This is a genomic window from Morganella sp. HMSC11D09, from assembly GCF_001807955.1.
GTDB lineage: Bacteria > Pseudomonadota > Gammaproteobacteria > Enterobacterales > Enterobacteriaceae > Morganella > Morganella morganii.
Genome location: NZ_KV791693.1, coordinates 78560 through 96051 on the forward strand (window position 1 = coordinate 78560; position 17492 = coordinate 96051).

Below are 17492 nucleotides of genomic sequence, written 5' to 3' on the forward strand. Positions count from 1 at the left end.
CTTCTTAACTCAAAATCAGAATGCACGCATCAGAACGTTGAATAACTCATCAACGGTCGACAGCACTTTGGCATTGGCATTAAAGAACTGCTGCATTTTCTGCATCTGGACACTTTCTTCGTTGGTATTAACGCCGGAAATCCCCTGCTGCTGCTCATAGAAGCTGACCGTCAGTTTGTTCTGCACTTCGGAATCAATCTGTGCCTGGCTGGCTTTGCTGCCCACATCATTGACCAGTGATGCATAGAAATCGGACAGGGTTGATGTGCCGCCGACCAGTTTCTGATCCTGCAGTTTTACCAGCTCTTTGATATTTTCATTGTTGCTGGCACCACCGGTGCTGTCCGCTGCGGCGAAATCTGCCGCATTTGTCACCAGCGTGTTCAGACCACCGATCACATTATCCACCGGCTTGAGCAGGAATTTATCTCCGGCCTGTGCGGTATTGTTGCTGATTTTGATGTCCATGCCTTCGAAACTTAAGGTGCCGGTCGCACCGTCAAAATTCGCGGTCACTGCGATACCTTCCGGCAGACGGGTCACATTCCAGTTGGTGCCGTCATAACTGACATCGTAGTTATTACCGGTGACTTTGGAGACATCGTTGTATTTGATATCAAAATCGGCTTTGCCTTTGTTGTGGGTATTGCTGACCACACTGCCGCTGCCGACCGCAAAGAAATCTTTGTCAGTCTTGCCGTTGGCATCATAGCCTTTGCGGTGAACTTCATTGAATTTTTCCGCAAAGACCAGCGCCATCTGGTTCAGCTTTTGTCTTGCCGGGTCAATAATTTCACGGCGGGAACGCAGAACACCGCTCAGCTCACCACCACGGATCTGGTCATCTTTGATTTCACGGACATTACCGGCAGAATCAACAAAACCGATGCTCAGACGGCTGTCATCCGCACCGGAAGCCACCGCTTCCAGACGGTTAGCACGTCCGCCGGTCACCAGCGGCAGGCCGTTGGCAAACGAGACGTTGAAGTTGCCGTTCTGCTCGATCACTTTGATGCCGATAACAGAATTAAGCTCATTCACCAGGCGGTCACGCACATCCAGCAAATCATTCGGCTCTGCACCGTTAACCGCACGGGAGTTGCTGATCTGCTCATTCAGTTTGGCAATTTTTTCCGCATAGGTATTGATATCTTTAACTTTATTATCAATCTGATGGTTAACATCGTTATCCATCTCACGCAGACGGCGGTCAGCTTCCTTCAGTTGGCTGACCATGGTTTTGGCTTTGCCGAGGAAGACATCCACCAGCGTTTTGTCACTGGCGTCACTCGCCGCTTCGTCCAGCGAGGTGAAGAAACTGCCCAGCATCCCGGCGAGATCATCCGTGCTGTTGGATAACAGATCATCCACCCCGGAGGCATTTTTCATGAATGCTTCGTAGTCGCCGCTGCGGGAACGCGCGTTGTTATACTGCATATTGACGAATTCATCGAACTCACGGCGGACATGGCTGAAATAAGTGCCGTTGCCGAAATAGCCGTTGGTTGTCATTGTGCCCGGGTTTTCACCGAATACCGCGCTCTGGCGGTGATAATAACCCACCCCGGCGTTGGCCAGGTTGTTGGAAATAACACTCAGCCCGCCCTGGGCCGCGTTAATTCCGCTTAATGCGTTATTCATTACATTATTCAGCATGTGCTTTTCCTTTCTCTGGCGACTGCTTTCCCGGCGACTTACTGAAAATGCAGCGCAGATAGCATCCGTTTAAAATTATGTCTTACCTTGTTATCGGAAAGACGGCGTAAAAATTTAGTGTTAACTGCATTTTTTTACGCCGTGAATTTGTCAGAAAATGTCACTCAAATCGAGGGTGTACGCCTGTACAGCACGGGAAGCCACCGGTGCGGCGGCGGGTGTGCCGCGGATTTGATTAATGAGGACAATCAGCTTGTCGGAATAGCCCGGGTCGGTGGCATATCCGGCCTTGTGCAGACGCTGTGCCGCCTGCTCCGGACTGGCCGCCTGTTTCACGCAGTGATAACGCGGATTTTCAGTCAGCAGACGGGTGTAATCGGCAATCGCCTCTTCATAAGAACCGTAAACACGGAAGTTATCACGCATTTTAATGGTCTTACCGTTGATAACCTCGGTGGTCATGATATTGGTGACCGGACCTTCCCAACCCTTACCGGCTTTGATACCAAACAGGTTGTGACTGGTTTTGCCGTCTGCGGTCAGAATTTCCCGCTTTCCCCAGCCGCTTTCCAGTGCCGCCTGTGCCAGGATCAGCAGATGATGCACACCACTTTTCTGTGATGCTGCTTTCGCCGGCTCTGTCAGTTTTGCAATGAAATTCTGACTGTTAAGCCCCAGTTCACGCACTTTTTTCAGCGGTGAACTCAGTGCATCCCCCGCAGAACTGAATTTCCGCATCAGCTGCGCCATTGCCTGCTGCGGCATGGACTGAATCACCGTGGCATCATCCAGCGCCATCATTGATGAACGCAGCGGCAGATCCGGTTCATTATCCGCAGAAAGCTGCTTAAACATCATATCGCCGAAGCCCAGCCCCTTTTCTGACAGGTTCTGGGCTATCTGCTGGTCATACATGCTGGTCAGCATCCGGGTCTGGTCGCTGGAGAACAATCCGTCCTGCGGCAGTGCGGCGCGCATGCTTTTGAGCATCATCTGAACAAAGGTCGCTTCCAGTTGCTGCGTCACCTGACGCAGCCCCTCCTGCGGTTTTTCATTCAGCTGCTGTTTCAGGCTGCCCAGCGACTGCACATCGTAGGCCGCACTCTGCATCAACTGTATGTCGCTCATCAGATGATCTCCAGCTTCGCCCGCAGACAACCGGCACTTTCCATCGCCTGCAGAATCGACATCAGGTCGGTCGGTGTGGCCCCTAATGTATTGAGCGCCTGAATAACCTGATTGAGATTCGCCCCGGCATTCACTTTTTTCAGTGTGCCGTCCTGCTCACGGATCCCGACATTGGTGTTGCGGGTCACGACGGTCTGACCACCGGCAAACGGCGTGTCCGGCTGGCTGACCTGTGTCTGGCGCTCAACCGTCACCGCGAGGCTGCCGTGGGCAACCGCACAACTGTCGAGCGTGACGGTCCGGTTAATCACGACAGAGCCGGTGCGGGAGTTCAGGATGACTTTGGCTTCATTCTGCGGCGGACGGATATTCAGATCCTGCACCCGTGCCAGGAAACGCACCTGGTCACTGCTGCTCTGCGGTACCCGTAACTGTACCGTGCGGGAGTCCAGCGGTGTTGCGGTACCGAAACCGTTCATGCGGTTCACCGCGTCGCTGATATCCTGTGCCAGCGCAAAACTGTCTTCATTCAGCTGGAGATTAATCACGCCGCTCTGGCCGAATCCGCCCGGCAGTTCACGCTCAATCGTCGCTCCGCCGCTGATACGGCCGCCGGCCAGCTGGTTCACTTTGACACTGCTGCCGCCGGCACTGACACCGGCACCGCCGACCAGGATATTGCCCTGTGCCAGCGCATACACCTGACCATCCACGCCTTTAAGCGGGGTCATCAGCAGTGTGCCGCCGCGCAGGCTTTTGGCGTTACCCATTGAGGAAACCACCACGTCGATCGCCTGGCCGGAGCGGGCAAACGGCGGCATTTTGGCGGTGACCATCACCGCCGCCACGTTTTTCAGCTGCATATTGGTGCCCGGCGGTACGGTGATCCCCATCTGCGACAGCATGTTATTCAGACTCTGCGTGGTAAACGGCGTCTGCATGGTCTGGTCACCGGTACCGTCGAGGCCGACAATCAGCCCGTAACCAATCAGCGCATTCTCACGCACGCCCTGTACGGTGGTCAGATCCTTAATCCGCTCACTGTGTGCGGGGAGACCCGCCAAACCTAAAACCGCAATCAGCAGGCCGGTCAGTACTTTTTTCATTCTCACTTTACCTCTGCTCAGTACGGTGACACATTCAGGAAGAAACGCTGTAACCAGCCCATATTCTGCGATTCATTGATATAGCCGTCGCCGACATACTCAATACGGGCATCCGCCACCTGAGTGGAGCTGACACTGTTATCCGCCCCGATGGTGCGCGGGTTGACCACACCGGAGAAACGGATAGATTCCGTACCCTGGTTAATGGCGATCCGTTTTTCACCCACCACATGCAGGTTACCGTTCGCCAGCAGCTGATCCACAGTGACCGTGATAGTGCCCTTAAAGGTGTTCTGGGCATTAGCGCCGCCTTTGCCGGTAAAATCACTGTTGCCTTTTACGTCCAGCTCCGTGTTGCTGCCGCCGAGCCAGCCCTGCATAAAGCCGGGCAGAATGGACGCAAGAAAGCCGGTTTTTCCGGCACGGTTGGCATTAGCGGAGGAATTTTTGCTGGCGCTGACGTTTTCCTGCAGATTGATGGTGAGGATATCGCCGACATTACGCGGACGTCTGTCCTCGAACAGCGGCTGGTAGCCGTAGTAGGCAGGCTGCGCACTCTGAAAAATAGCACCGTTCGCGGCCGGGGCAGTCGGTGCGACCGGCAGCGCGGTGGTATGGGTATCCACCAGCGGTTTGGGTTTGATGTAAGCACAGCCGCTGAGTGATACGGCAAGCACTGCCGCTGTCACCAGTCCGCGCCCGCAAACAGAAGTGGCAGGAGAACTTGCGCAATCCTGCTGCCGTGGAACAATGCCGCTTTCAGTCATCTTAATACTCTTGCTGTTCTGTGCGTGTCTCAGTAAAAAAGCCCCGGCAGCGATAACCTCACCGCCGGGACGGGGATTACAGTTGTGTCAGACGCTGTAACATCTGGTCAGAGGCGGAAACGGCCTTACTGTTGATTTCATACGCGCGCTGCGTCTGGATCATATTGACCAGTTCTTCCGCCACGTTAACGTTAGAGGTTTCCACCATGCCCTGATACAGACGGCCTGCACCGTTGGTTTCAGGGGCACTTTCTGTCGGTGCGCCGGAGCTGGCGGTTTCCATATACAGGTTTTCGCCGATGCTCTCCAGACCCGCATCATTGATGAAGGTGGTCAGGGTAATCTGGCCGATCTGCTGCGGCTGGCTTTCGCCGTACATGGTGACAGAAACCGTACCGTCACGGCCGATTTCCATCTTCTGCGCCCCTTCCGGGATCATAATGGCCGGGACAATCTGATAACCGGATGAGGTCACCAGCTGACCGTTCTGATCAGGATGCAGTGAACCGTCGCGGGTATAGGCATCAGAACCGTCCGGCATCTGGACATGGATAAAACCCTGTCCGCTGATGGCGATATCAGTCGATGTGCCGGTTTTGTTCAGCGCACCCTGGGCATGAATACGGGTGGTTGCGACCGGACGCACACCGGTACCCAGCTGGAGACCGGTCGGCAGAGATGTCTGCTCGGAACTCATGGCACCCGGCTGGCGGATGTTCTGATAAAGCAAATCTTCAAACACCGCACGCTGGCGTTTAAAACCGTTGGTGCTGACGTTGGCCAGGTTGTTGGAAATAACATCCAGGTTCGTCTGCTGGGCTTCAAGCCCGGTTTTGGCAATCCATAATGAACGGATCATGATAATTCCTTACTGAATATTAACTCACCGCAAGCAGCTGATTGGCCCGCTGGGCATTCTCATCCGCGCTGTGAACCACTTTCATCTGCATCTCGAAATGACGCGCATTGGCAATCATTTCCACCATCGCCTGTGCCGGGTTGACGTTACTGCCTTCCAGCACACCGGACGATACTTTGCCGCGCTCACTCAGCGGCAGTTCATTGCCATTGGCATTACGCGCCGCAGCAGTGAGATGAAACAGCCCGTCCTCACCGCGCAGAACATCCTGCGGTTTCGCTTCCACCACTTTCAGACGGCCTATCTGTCCGAGCATGGTCGGCGGATCAGTCGGGATCAGCGCGGTGATAGTACCGTCACCGCCGATGGTCAGTTCCGCGTGCGGCGGCACATCAATCGCACCGCCGTCACCCTGCAGAAGGTGTTCACCCAGCATCAGCTGACCATCCGCCGAAACCTGAATGCTGCCGTTACGGGTATAAGCTTCTTCCCCGCCCGGCAATGCCACCGCCAGGAAATGGCCTTCATTAAGCGCCACATCCATCTGACGGCCGGTGTAGTTCAGCGGCCCCTGAGTCATATCCGCTCCGGGGGTCGAGGAGACCACCAGTGTCCGGGTCTGCTCTGTATCGCCGTTTACCGGTACTGCCCGCATGGCGGACAGCTGTGCCTTAAACCCGGATGTCGAGACGTTGGCAATGTTGTTCGAGACAATGGCCTGATTTTCCAGCGCATGCTTAGCGCCGCCCATTGCTGTATAAATGACGTGATCCATGGCCACCTTCTGTCTTTATGCTTAACGTAAGTTAACCAGCGTCTGCAGCATCTGATCCTGCGTTTTGATGGTCTGCGAGTTGGACTGATAGTTACGCTGCATCACAATCATGTTGATCAGTTCCTGGCTCATATCCACGTTGGAGGCTTCCACCGCGCCGCCGGTCAGGTTACCGAACTGTCCGGTACCCGGAACGCCGTCCATCGGGTTACCGGAGGCATTGGTGGCTTTCCAGACGTTACCGCCCTGGGATGCCAGGCCGTTATTGTTGGCAAACGCAGACAGTGCGATTTTGCCGACAGTCCGCTTCTGCTGGTTGGAATAGCTGGCGGTGATGGTGCCGTCATTCTCAATTTTGAAGCTGGTGTATTCACCGGACTGATAGCCGTCGATATCAATTTTGCTGACGGATGATTCGGTGACTTTCTGCTGACGGGTTTTATTGAAGCTCAGGTCAATTGTGCCGCCATCCGCACCGTTTAAGCCTTTATAAGTGAACTGAAAATCAGCGGTACCTTTCAGCTTGCCGTTGCCGTCAAATTCCATATCACCCAGGTCCTCAACAGCCGCTGTTTTATCGCTGCTGTCTTTGGCTTTGACACTCCATTTGTTGTCAGCGGTTTTGATAAAGTAAACCGCGACTTCATGGGTGTTACCCTGGCTGTCATAGGTGGTCATGGTGGTGCTGAAGTTGTAGGTATCCGGGTTGTCCGGATCAAACGCAGCGGTAATTGCCTTATCATCCGAGTTCAGGTTCATGGTTAATTCACCTTTGGCGGACGCTCTGGCGTCCATCATATCGGTCGGGATATTCAGCGCCTGCGGAATGCCGCCCGTCTGGATAGTGGTGTTACCGGCAGCATCCTGACCCGCCGGGAAACCGGTGACCATCATGCCCTGGTTGTTGACCAGGTTACCGCTCTTGTCACGGTGAAATTCACCGTCACGGCTGTAAACCACATCACCGTTACCATCCAGCAGACGGAAGAAACCGTTACCGGAAATCGCCACATCAGTAGCGCGGTCAGTACGGGTGATAGCACCGTCTTTGAAGTTCTGGGAAACCGCCGCAACGTTAACCCCGAGACCGACACCGGAACCGGCAAACATATCAGCAAAAGAAGCATGCGCCCCTTTAAAGCCGTTGGTTGCGGAGTTGGCAATGTTGTTACCGATCGAATCAAGACCGGATGAAGCGGCGTTCAGGCCGCTGACTGCTTGTGAAAAAGACATGTCACCTCCATGACAATTGGGTTTGCTTATTAATTTGACGGATACACTTTAAAGATTTCAGACAGCAGCACGCTGTTGCCTATGCCCACATCCAGCAGCGGTGCATCCGCTCCCGGTGTCACGCCATTCACTTTCGCGTATTTCAGTCTGACGACGCCGCTTTTCGGGATCTCTTCACCCTTCATGGTGGCTTTTACCTCAAAGGTGTATTTCCCTTTGGTATCGGCAACCAGATCACCGTTGTCATTGCGGCCGTCCCAGGTCTTGTCGTAGATATCCGGTTTGGTTTCACCGTCAATCGTGATGGTTCTGACAATTCCTTTATTTCTGTCGCGGATGGTTATCTCAATTTTGTCCGCCGGTTTGGCGAGGAAGAAACCGAACGGCGAGGATTCAAATCCGCTGCCGCTGCTGTCATCACCACCGTTATCATCCGCAAACGGCGCAATTGATGTGTCATCACCCGGCGGCGGGTTATCGGCTTTCACACGGGTGGTGCCGTCGCCGGTTGGCACCAGAACCAGGTCACTGCCCGGAATCAGGACATTTTTTCCGACCAGTTGTGTTGCCTGTAATGACTGCCCGGAGTTAATTTGTTTCGAAATACCGCTGACACTGTCATTCAGGCTGTTCATGCTTTCTAGGGTGGCGATTTGCGCCAGCTGACTGGTCAGATCCGTGTTATCCATCGGTTTGGTCGGATCCTGGTTCTGCATCTGCGTGACGATCATTTTCAGAAAGGTGTCCCGCATATCGTCACTCTGACTTTTCTGCGGCTTTTTCTGCGCATCAATGTCGTTATTGACCGGATCATTGGTTGCTGCATTAATCCCCATGACTCACTCCGTTACTGTCCGAGGGTTAAGGTTTTCTGCAACAGCACTTTGGCTGTGTTCATCACTTCCAGGTTTGCCTGATAACTGCGGGATGCGGAAATGGTGTTAATCATTTCACCCACAGTGTCCACGTTCGGCATCCGCACATAACCCTTTTCATCCGCCAGCGGGTGACCGGGTTTGTACTCCAGACGCGGCGGAGCCGGGTCTTCAATCAGTTGGCTGACTTTCACGCCGCCGATGTCATAGCGCCCCTGCGGCGCGGTCTGAAACATTACCTGTTTCGCGCGGTACGGTTCACCGTCCGGCCCTGCCACACTTTCGGCGTTCGCCATGTTACTGGCGCTGACGTTCAGACGCTGGGACTGCGCGGTCAGTGCGGAGGCGGAAATATCAAAAATACTCAGTAGTGCCATCAGAATTACCCTTGCTGTAAGACGGCCAGCATGCTTTTCACGCGGCTGTTAATAAAGGTCAGGTCAGCCTGATATTTCAGGGTGTTATCAGCAAACTGACTGCGTTCAACATCCATATCCACGGTATTGCCGTCCATCGATGTCTGATACGGCACCCGGTATTTCAGATCAACCGCTGACGGTGTTGCGGCACCGTGTCCGCTGATATGACCTTTCGCGGTCACTGCCATCGCCAGACCACCGTTTTTCACCGTGCCGTTATTCATCGCCTGTTTCAGCTGACGGCTGAAATCGATATCCCGTGCCTGATACCCGGGGGTATCCGCATTGGCAATATTGGATGCCAGGATTGTCTGACGCGTTTCCCGCAGCGAAAGTGCCTGCTGCTGAAATGCAAACGTGGCATTTAACTTATCAAGCATGTCTGCCCTCTGTTGATGTGTTACGCCTGTTTTAGTGACAGGTATATTATCCGTCCCGTGAAAATCTAATGGCAGGATAAACGCGAAATAACCAACCTATTTACCGGATTCAACAGTGAGGAAATTGCGTAAACTGCGACCATCAGAAATAATCCCGTTTGTGAAGGAGAGAAAAATGGCGCCCCGTTACCGCACCCTGTTTATCAGCGGATTACTGGTGTTTTCCGCCTCCGCACAGGCCGGATTACCGGAAGAGATCAATCATTACTTCCGGCAGCTGCACCCGAAACCCATGCAGGTATCTGTCGAAATAAAAACCCCGATCGACCGCTGGCCCGCCTGTAAAGATCCTGTACTGCAACTGCCTGCCGGCGGACGTAACACCGGCAATATTTCACTGCCGGTGTTATGCGGAAAAAAACGCACCTTTATGCAGCTGACAGTCAATGTCACCGGTCAGTATTACGTGGCAACCCGTCAGATTCAGCGCGGTGAGACTGTTCAGCTTGTGGATATCGGCACAAAACGCGGTTTACTTCACAAATTGCCTGCGGGCGCGGTTACCGATAAAATAGCCCTCCGCGGTGCCATTGCCCTGCGCAATATTGATGCCGGGCAGACCTATGTCGCCTCCATGACCCGCAAACCCTGGGCAATAAAAGCCGGACAAAGCGTTTTTGTCATGGCGGATGGTGATAATTTCTCGGTAAAATATGAAGGCCGTGCCATTAATAATGCCGCCGCCGGAACTACTATCCGGGTCCGGCTGGTGAATGGTCAGGTGGTCAGCGGTGAAGCCCTTGAAAACGGCAGCGTGAAAGTATCACTGTAGTTATATGCTGCGTGATGAATTTAGTTATAAAGTTTCAGATAAGATTGCCGATAAACAATGAGCACAAGGGAGGCGCCCCTCCATCTCATACAGATCGGGAAAAGGAAAACAGATATGGCAATTGAGCAAACATCCGCGATTTCAGCACTGACAAAAGTGACTAACCGCGACCCGAAAGAGCTGACCGCGCCGGTGCGCGATAAAAAAGTTCAGGCAGAAGAGACTGTCCGCGAAAGTGCATTTTCGCCGAGTGAACTTCAGAAGCAGCTGCTTGCGCCGGGTAAAAACGACATTAATACTGCACGGGTGGCAGAAATCAAACAGGCCCTGAAAGACGGCACATTACGGATGGATGCCGGTAAAATCGCTGACGGTCTGCTGCGCGATGCGCATGAGTGCATGTTATCCATGGACAGCGCCGATAAAAATGACTGATCAACTTCTGCCGCTGCTGGATCAACAACTCTCTCATTTACAGTCACTGCATCAGGTGATGAAAAATGAAGAGTTGTTACTCGGCTACCCGCGTGTTCCGCAGTCTCCGTTTCAGGAAGCCACGGAACAGAAACGGTTTCTGGTTGCCGCTATCGGCCATAATGAAACCCGCCGCCAGGCACTTGAGCAGGAAGCCGGGCTGTGTGCACCTTATGACAATAATGAAACCATGCACACTGTCTGGAATGCGATTAAAGACCTTACTCTGACGCTGAAAGAGATGAATTACCGCAATCATCAGATGCTGAAACTGCATATGCAGTTTAATCAGGAGCGGCTGGATTTTATGAAAAAACATAATAACCAGGCGACTTACGGCGCTGACGGCCAGGAATCCCGCACACCGGCACTCGGTAAAAAAATCTCCGTCTGATAATTAACTGCCCTTCCCCGCAGTTAATTATTTTAATATTCACTGTCCCTTATCTTTATTCCCGTTCTCACTTCTGTTTTCTGATTAATATTGTATCCCCCTTTACGCTCATATTATTGACTGCCGCCCGGCAGCATCCTGAATAACATCAGATATACAGCCATTCCTATATGAAAATATAAATTTATAATTCAAATCTATTATTACCTCATGGAAAATAAAATCATTTCTGCTTTAAAAATCAAATAAATAAATAAAACACCACAAAGTCAGCACATCATGCTAATCGTTCTGATTGACTATCCTCATTCCAAAACTGACACTCGACCTCAGTGACATATTCCGACAATTCTATTGTTTGCGAAATATAACGTCAGTTAACAATAAATCTACGGAGTACTGAAAAGTACATTTCTGTGTCATTAACTAAATTTCATATTTATAAGGCTATTGTCGATGGATAAAATAACCCGAATTCTCGAAAAGCTGAATCAGCAACGCAGTGGTGAAACAGTGACACTGGCAGATTTTATGCCGATGTCCCTTGCCGAAGTCCGCAGCCTGGCGGGTGGCCGTTTGTCCCGTGAAGAAGCGCAACTACTTCACCGCGCGGCAATCAAAGAACAGCAGAACAACATTCTGTATACTGCCCGTGCGCTGACCCGCACCAACCCGCTGCTGAAAAAAGAGATGGGCGCTGCCCGCACTTACGGCGCGACGCCGTACGGCTATAACGACATTATCATGCCGCGTGCCGATGAGTTTGCCGCACCCGGTGCGGTCTCTTCCATGTTCTCCCCGGCCGGCTATCTGACTGAGTTGTACCGCGAAGCCCGTGGCCTGCATCAGAAAGAGAGTGTCAATAATCTGGACAAACGCCGTCCGGATCTGGCGAAGCTGGTGTTATCTCAGGAAAATCTGGATAAAGAGATCTCCACCCTGTCACTGGCTAATGAGCAACTGGAAACGGCGCTGATGGCGCAAACCGGTCAGACAGACAAAAACAAATATTATGAAACTCTGGCAACCTCCCGCCGCAGTGGTGTAACCCCGTATAACGCGCCGTTTGAGGGGATCCGTAACGCCCTGGCACAACAGGATTTTGTTCTGCCGGACCATGTGCTGAGTAAAGGTGCACAATCCGCTGCACAGATGGCGTTATACGCCGGTATCTCACCGGAACTGTATGCTATTCTGACAGAAAAAACAGACGGATTAAGTGAAGCAGCAACCGAAGCGCTGCTGGAGAAAAACTTCCCGGGGGTGAATACCGACAGCCTGATGAACCCGGATGCGCTGGCCAATTATTATGAGTTACCAAGGGATGAGGTTCAGGCATTACTGGAGATAACTATTCCGTACGGTTCATCACTGAAAGATACACACAATCTGTACGGACAAAATAAAACACAGATAATAAAAGCCGGGGACACAGACGGTGATGTCTTTTATACATTAACTCACACCCGACTGAAAAATGAATATGACCGCATTGTAAATTTCGAATATATTGACCTTATTCCGCTGGATAATAATCAATTTTGTATTAATTTTAGTATAAGTCATCTTGATCAGGCTGCTTCCGGTCTGTATATCGGCGTTGTGACACCAAACTCAAATTATCCGACAGATATTTATTCATCTGCTACCACGAACCCTGAGGAAGGGAAACACTACAGTATCCGGGGCACAATTCCTGCCGCCAAAGTAACACCAGAAATCACCATCTCGGTTTGCGCCAGAACTAACTATTCCTGGTATGGACACAGCACATTTGCTGTCACCAAAACAACCACCGTTCCTTTACCACTACTACTCACCCTCAACAAAACCCTGCGCCTGGCCAAAGCCACCGGTATGACCCCGCTGGAAACACAACGGGCATTAACCCGTCTGAAACTGAAAGACACCGATTCAGACGCAACCGTACTGCACCGCTTCTGTGAATTCCTGCTCTACCGTAAACGTTACAATATCAGCAGCGATGATGCTTTAATTCTGAGCGGTGCCACTATCAGCACTGTCAGCTATGACGGGCAGCTCAGTCAGTTTGATCGGATGTTTAATAATCCGCCGCTTAATGGTGTAACGCACACTTTAGGTGGTGATCCTATTCCGATGCGGCCGGACGAGCAAGACCCGCGCCGTGAAGTGCTGAAACGGGCTTACCGGGTGGATAATACCGATTTGTGGCAACTATTTGATATTAGCGACAGAAAAGATAGGAATAAAGACGCCGATAACAACATAGATGAGTTAAGTAATATCTGTAAGGTACGTCTGCTGGCGGATATGCATAATCTGACCGTCGCACAGCTGGATATCCTGCTGCGTATTTCCCCTTACAGTGAAACCCGTATTTACGGGATCACTGATAAAAATCGCCGTGAACTGATCACCTTCCTGTATCAGACCACCCAATGACTGAATACACAGAATATCACTGTTGAACAACTGGTTATGTTGCTGACAACGGATGCCCCTGCAACCCCGACCAAAGAGATGAATACCCTGCTGGATGCCCTTCGTAACGGTGGTATTGACAGTACAGATGAGAACACATTCCGTACAACGATGGCCCCACTTATTGCCGCAGCTATGCAACTGGAAAGCCCGGAACAGGGGGAAGCCTTGCTGCGCTGGATGGATAATAACCTTCCTGACAATGTACTGCCCATCGGCAACACCTGGGTGATGATTACCACCGAGAAACCATCTGCTATCCAGCAGAAACATTTGGCGGCATGGTGTCAGGCACTGGCACAGCGTGTGCTGGCCATTCGTATTTTTGTACTCAGTAATCCTGAGCTTCAGGTATTGTCACAGGGTGCAGCGGCAGGAACTATTGCCGCACTGCGTGAAATCACTGAATTCCATAATCTGATTAACCGCTGTGGTAAACAGGCCGGTACTGTTCTTGATACACTGCAAAGTAAAACACTGACCAGGGCTGTACTTGCCAAATCACTGCAACTTTCAGAACATGTGATTATTCAGGCACTGGCACAGGCCGGACAAGCACCGGAACTGACCACATGGCAGCAGCTGGCCACACTGCCGTCACGGCTGGATTTGGCAGACAATCTGCATATCACCCCGAAAGAGATCACCCATCTGCTGACGGTATCTGAAAATGCGTCACCATCTTATACCGATCTCTCCATACTGGCAGGCCTGTTACAGGCTGGTCTGACTGAACAGCAGACAAAACAACTGCAAAACCAGTCTGAACCGCGCCTCAGTGAAGCCCTCAGCGGAGAGTACCGCTCTCTGGTTATGGGTAAACCGCTGGCAAACCGTGATGATATCTGGCGTACACTGCTGATTGACGGCAAAGTCAGTGCTGAAATCACCACCACACCGCTGGCGGATGCGATTGCCGGTATTCAGCTCTATATCAACCGCACTGTTGCCGGTGATGAGCCGGGGGCAGACAGTGCTGTGCTTGAGCGTCAGTTCTTTAAAGACTGGGATACCTATAATAAGCGCTACAGCACCTGGGCGGGTGTGTCTCAGTTAGTCTATTACCCGGAAAACTTCATTGACCCGACTATCCGCACCGGTCAGACCGGGATGATGAACACCATGCTGGAGCAGCTTTCACAAAGTGAGCTTAACAGCGACACCCTGGAAAATGGCTTCCGCCAGTATCTCACCGCCTTTGAACAGGTCGCTAACCTGAAAGTGATCAGCGGTTATCATGATGCGGTTGATATTGATGAAGGTAATACCTGGTTTATCGGTACCAGCCAGACCGAGCCGAAAAAATATTACTGGCGTAAGGCCGATCACAGCAAATGCCGGAACGGTCATTTTGCTGCCAATGCCTGGAGTGACTGGAAAGAAATTACCTGTGCTATTAATCCGTATCAGGATATGGTGCGTCCGGTGATTTTCCGTTCACGTCTGTATCTGTTATGGGTTGAAGAACAAGTACGGAAAGATGGCGAAGGTAAAAAGGAGATTTCGTCTTTTACCCTGAAACTGACGCATATTAAATATGACGGCAGTTGGGCATCACCGTTCAGTTATGATGTGACCAATGAATTTATTAAAATGGAAGAGGGTCGTAAAGGATTATATTGCACTGAGAATCCCGGGAAAAATGCATTGACTGTTGCCTGCTATCTGGTTAAAGACAGCTACAACTTCAGTCAGAAGAAAACCACACCGCGCGATAACAATAAAGTGCAGGAAAAGACAGAGTATTTCGGGCGCTATATATTCTCCGATATGTCTTCAGAAAATATACCAGATATCCTGAATGTCCTGGAGTACACTGCACCACAACTCGATACAACTACTATCACCAGGGTAAACACCCTGCTGCTGCACAGCTATAGCTCAACGCTCACCCCGGAAGGGGAAACCGGTACATCCAATGCAAATATCAGCCTGGACACAAAATATTATTATCTTTCAACATCCGGGAACAAAACATACCTCGTAGTTAACTCTGAAGCATACGTTGCTACTCATGTGGATTTTATTCCGCCATTATTACGTCCTGAATTTATTAACCAACTAAGTAAGGGCGCCAACTCTTACCGGACTGAGGGGGCTGTTTACTCGCCAATGGGTGATTTTCCGGGCGGTGAATGTACTGTCAGCCTGACTGAAAATATGGGGACGGGCATAAACATTATTTACCTGAGTATACCCGGAAACGATAAAACATTACCTTTTGTTAATAGCGCAGAATTAGCACTGGTAACCCCTGACGGAGGTTTCCCATATGAATGTATACACTATGGTTCAGATAAAAACAGACACTATTTTACATGTAAAATAGATGAATTAATATCAGGTTACCCTGCTGATAAAATAAGTATCACATTTTTTATCAGAAATGAAAACTCAAAACGAGAAAAAACAGGGGTCACAAAATATAGCGGAATTAATAAAAACCTGCATCAAATCAGCCTAAGAAATTGCTCACTTGAATATATTCATAACGGCAATACAATTGGAACCTTTCAGACAATCGATATTGCCAACTCACACAAAAATGATGTTTTTGAAACCGTTTATCGTTTTGGCGAGCATAAGCTGGACATCACTAATTTTATTAGTAATGAGAAAGTAAACTTAACATTACAGGCTAAGTTTAAAAATGGCAGTGTTGATATAGCCCGTAAGTACAAACTAAATATTACTGTTCCCGGGATAAGCCCTCGTACTATTTCCCTGTACACCGATAAAAACGGCGCCCAATACATGGAATGGGATGCTTACCGCACCCGGCTGAATACCCTGTTTGCCCGGCAGTTAATTGAACGTGCCAACCGCGGGATTGATGCCGTGCTGTCACCGGAAACCCAGAACCTGCGAGAACCCAAACCGGGACCGGGGACTTATGTGACTCTGACACTGAAACCGTATGATCCGGCTATTCATGGCAGCGACCGGAGATTTATACTTGAACAGAGTAATATTTTTAATACCCAGCCATCATTCTACACCATATACAGCGGGATGCTCAGTACAGTAAATACTACAGTAACACTGTTTATTCCGCGTCTGGAGAGTGCCTATGGTGTGAAAGAAAACTTTTATATAAGAGCAAAATATCAAAGTGGCAGGACAACTGAAATCAGGCTTGAATGCCCGGATACTTCCAATCCGCATGGCTGGACACTGGATAAAAGCTATCACAGCGGCACCTTCGCCGGTCTGGAATCCGTCTCCGGTCTGTCACAACCTGATGAACCGATGGACTTCAGCGGCGCCAATGCCCTCTATTTCTGGGAGCTGTTCTATTACACCCCGATGATGGTGGCCATGCGCCTGTTACAGGAGCAGAACTTTACCGAAGCCAACCGCTGGTTAAGCTATATCTGGCGCCCTGCTGCAAGCGGTGCCGGTGACTGGCGCGTGCGTCCGCTGAAAGAAGATACCTCCTGGAACGCCGACCCGCTGGATTCGGTTGATCCTGATGCCGTCGCTCAGAATGACCCGATGCACTATAAAGTCAGCACCCTGATGAAACTGCTCGATCTGCTGATTGCCCGTGGTGACAGCGCTTACCGCATGTTGGAGCGTGATACCCTCAATGAAGCGAAAATGTGGTATATGCAGGCGCTGGGATTACTGGGTGATAAGCCGATCACGATTATCGGCAGTGGCTGGGGTAACCCGGCACTGAGTGACGCGGCAGATAAAACTCAGGCAAAACAGTTCCATGACGAAATCAGCCGTATCCGCAGCGGTGGTCTCCTGCCGGAGGTCCGTACTGCCAATACCCTGACCGGGCTGTTCCTGCCGCAGCAGAACGAAAAACTGCTCGGCTACTGGCAGACCCTGGAAATGCGCCTGTTTAATCTGCGTAACAATCTCTCCATTGATGGCCAGCCGTTATCGCTGCCGGTCTTTGCCGCACCGGCTGACCCGGCCGCACTGCTCAGTGCCGCAGCCGCAGCCTCCGGTGGCAGCAAAGCCTTACCGTCTGCCGCCATCCCGGCGATGCGCTTCCCGCAGGCGCTGGACAGTGCCCGTTCGCTGACCGGACAGCTGATGCAGTTCGGTTCCTCGCTCCAGGGACTGATTGAGCGCCGGGATGCGGAAGCGATGAGTGAACTGCTGCAAAACCAGGCC

At 51.3% G+C, this 17492-nt stretch carries 15 protein-coding genes; 5 read left to right on the forward strand and 10 right to left on the reverse strand.

The annotated features are described in order from the left end of the window. Positions 1-15: 15 nt before the first annotated feature. The 10 genes from flgK to flgB all read right to left on the reverse strand — a co-directional run bounded on the left by flgK (position 16) and on the right by flgB (position 9198). Entirely contained in the window at positions 16-1656 is a 1641-nt protein-coding gene (gene flgK, locus HMPREF3119_RS11465; protein ID WP_004236830.1) for a flagellar hook-associated protein FlgK, read from the reverse strand. A 150-nt stretch (positions 1657-1806) separates the two neighbouring features. Then, positions 1807-2784: a flagellar assembly peptidoglycan hydrolase FlgJ gene (flgJ, locus tag HMPREF3119_RS11470; protein WP_070579769.1), complete on the reverse strand. Its 978-nt coding sequence runs from the start codon at positions 2782-2784 to the stop codon at positions 1807-1809. After that, complete coding sequence (locus tag HMPREF3119_RS11475; RefSeq protein ID WP_004236832.1) at positions 2784-3890, reverse strand: flagellar basal body P-ring protein FlgI; 1107 nt, start codon at positions 3888-3890, stop codon at positions 2784-2786. Before HMPREF3119_RS11475 ends, flgJ begins: the two co-directional genes overlap by 1 nt. A gap of 17 nt (positions 3891-3907) precedes the next feature. Then, complete coding sequence (locus HMPREF3119_RS11480; protein WP_004236833.1) at positions 3908-4657, reverse strand: flagellar basal body L-ring protein FlgH; 750 nt, start codon at positions 4655-4657, stop codon at positions 3908-3910. Between the two features lie 76 nt (positions 4658-4733). After that, positions 4734-5516, reverse strand: a complete 783-nt coding sequence (gene flgG / locus HMPREF3119_RS11485) for a flagellar basal-body rod protein FlgG (protein WP_004236835.1) — start codon at positions 5514-5516, stop codon at positions 4734-4736. Between the two features lie 19 nt (positions 5517-5535). After that, entirely contained in the window at positions 5536-6291 is a 756-nt protein-coding gene (locus HMPREF3119_RS11490; protein ID WP_004236836.1) for a flagellar basal body rod protein FlgF, read from the reverse strand. A gap of 21 nt (positions 6292-6312) precedes the next feature. Next, positions 6313-7524: a flagellar hook protein FlgE gene (gene flgE / locus HMPREF3119_RS11495; RefSeq protein ID WP_004236837.1), complete on the reverse strand. Its 1212-nt coding sequence runs from the start codon at positions 7522-7524 to the stop codon at positions 6313-6315. A 29-nt stretch (positions 7525-7553) separates the two neighbouring features. Beyond that, complete coding sequence (locus HMPREF3119_RS11500) at positions 7554-8360, reverse strand: flagellar hook assembly protein FlgD (protein ID WP_004236839.1); 807 nt, start codon at positions 8358-8360, stop codon at positions 7554-7556. Positions 8361-8371: 11 nt separating this feature from the next. Continuing rightward, positions 8372-8776: a flagellar basal body rod protein FlgC gene (gene flgC, locus HMPREF3119_RS11505; protein WP_004240027.1), complete on the reverse strand. Its 405-nt coding sequence runs from the start codon at positions 8774-8776 to the stop codon at positions 8372-8374. 5 nt (positions 8777-8781) lie between these two features. Beyond that, positions 8782-9198: a flagellar basal body rod protein FlgB gene (flgB, locus tag HMPREF3119_RS11510; protein ID WP_032098796.1), complete on the reverse strand. Its 417-nt coding sequence runs from the start codon at positions 9196-9198 to the stop codon at positions 8782-8784. A 175-nt stretch (positions 9199-9373) separates the two neighbouring features. On the opposite strand from flgB, the gene flgA reads away from it, so the two are divergent. The 5 genes from flgA to HMPREF3119_RS19830 all read left to right on the forward strand — a co-directional run. Beyond that, positions 9374-10030: a flagellar basal body P-ring formation chaperone FlgA gene (gene flgA, locus HMPREF3119_RS11515; RefSeq protein ID WP_032098797.1), complete on the forward strand. Its 657-nt coding sequence runs from the start codon at positions 9374-9376 to the stop codon at positions 10028-10030. Positions 10031-10144: 114 nt separating this feature from the next. Continuing rightward, a complete protein-coding gene (flgM, locus tag HMPREF3119_RS11520) occupies positions 10145-10465 on the forward strand; it encodes a flagellar biosynthesis anti-sigma factor FlgM (protein WP_004240024.1) in 321 nt (106 codons plus the stop codon). Next, positions 10458-10898: a flagella synthesis protein FlgN gene (locus tag HMPREF3119_RS11525; RefSeq protein WP_004236847.1), complete on the forward strand. Its 441-nt coding sequence runs from the start codon at positions 10458-10460 to the stop codon at positions 10896-10898. The genes flgM and HMPREF3119_RS11525 overlap by 8 nt, the downstream gene beginning before the upstream one ends. 456 nt (positions 10899-11354) lie before the next feature. Next, positions 11355-13322, forward strand: a complete 1968-nt coding sequence (locus tag HMPREF3119_RS19825) for a Tc toxin subunit A (protein ID WP_070579771.1) — start codon at positions 11355-11357, stop codon at positions 13320-13322. 36 nt (positions 13323-13358) lie between these two features. Continuing rightward, positions 13359-17492, forward strand: a 4134-nt coding sequence (locus HMPREF3119_RS19830) for a neuraminidase-like domain-containing protein (protein ID WP_305777634.1), incomplete at its 3' end; no start/stop codon positions are given.

Bases quoted from the DNA above. Each gene is read 5' to 3' on its own strand.
- flgK (WP_004236830.1), bottom strand. From the start codon at position 1,656: ATGCTGAATAATGTAATGAATAACGCATTAAGCGGAATTAACGCGGCC.
- flgJ (WP_070579769.1), bottom strand. From the start codon at position 2,784: ATGAGCGACATACAGTTGATGCAGAGTGCGGCCTACGATGTGCAGTCG.
- HMPREF3119_RS11475 (WP_004236832.1), bottom strand. From the start codon at position 3,890: ATGAAAAAAGTACTGACCGGCCTGCTGATTGCGGTTTTAGGTTTGGCG.
- HMPREF3119_RS11480 (WP_004236833.1), bottom strand. From the start codon at position 4,657: ATGACTGAAAGCGGCATTGTTCCACGGCAGCAGGATTGCGCAAGTTCT.
- flgG (WP_004236835.1), bottom strand. From the start codon at position 5,516: ATGATCCGTTCATTATGGATTGCCAAAACCGGGCTTGAAGCCCAGCAG.
- HMPREF3119_RS11490 (WP_004236836.1), bottom strand. From the start codon at position 6,291: ATGGATCACGTCATTTATACAGCAATGGGCGGCGCTAAGCATGCGCTG.
- flgE (WP_004236837.1), bottom strand. From the start codon at position 7,524: ATGTCTTTTTCACAAGCAGTCAGCGGCCTGAACGCCGCTTCATCCGGT.
- HMPREF3119_RS11500 (WP_004236839.1), bottom strand. From the start codon at position 8,360: ATGGGGATTAATGCAGCAACCAATGATCCGGTCAATAACGACATTGAT.
- flgC (WP_004240027.1), bottom strand. From the start codon at position 8,776: ATGGCACTACTGAGTATTTTTGATATTTCCGCCTCCGCACTGACCGCG.
- flgB (WP_032098796.1), bottom strand. From the start codon at position 9,198: ATGCTTGATAAGTTAAATGCCACGTTTGCATTTCAGCAGCAGGCACTT.
- flgA (WP_032098797.1), top strand. From the start codon at position 9,374: ATGGCGCCCCGTTACCGCACCCTGTTTATCAGCGGATTACTGGTGTTT.
- flgM (WP_004240024.1), top strand. From the start codon at position 10,145: ATGGCAATTGAGCAAACATCCGCGATTTCAGCACTGACAAAAGTGACT.
- HMPREF3119_RS11525 (WP_004236847.1), top strand. From the start codon at position 10,458: ATGACTGATCAACTTCTGCCGCTGCTGGATCAACAACTCTCTCATTTA.
- HMPREF3119_RS19825 (WP_070579771.1), top strand. From the start codon at position 11,355: ATGGATAAAATAACCCGAATTCTCGAAAAGCTGAATCAGCAACGCAGT.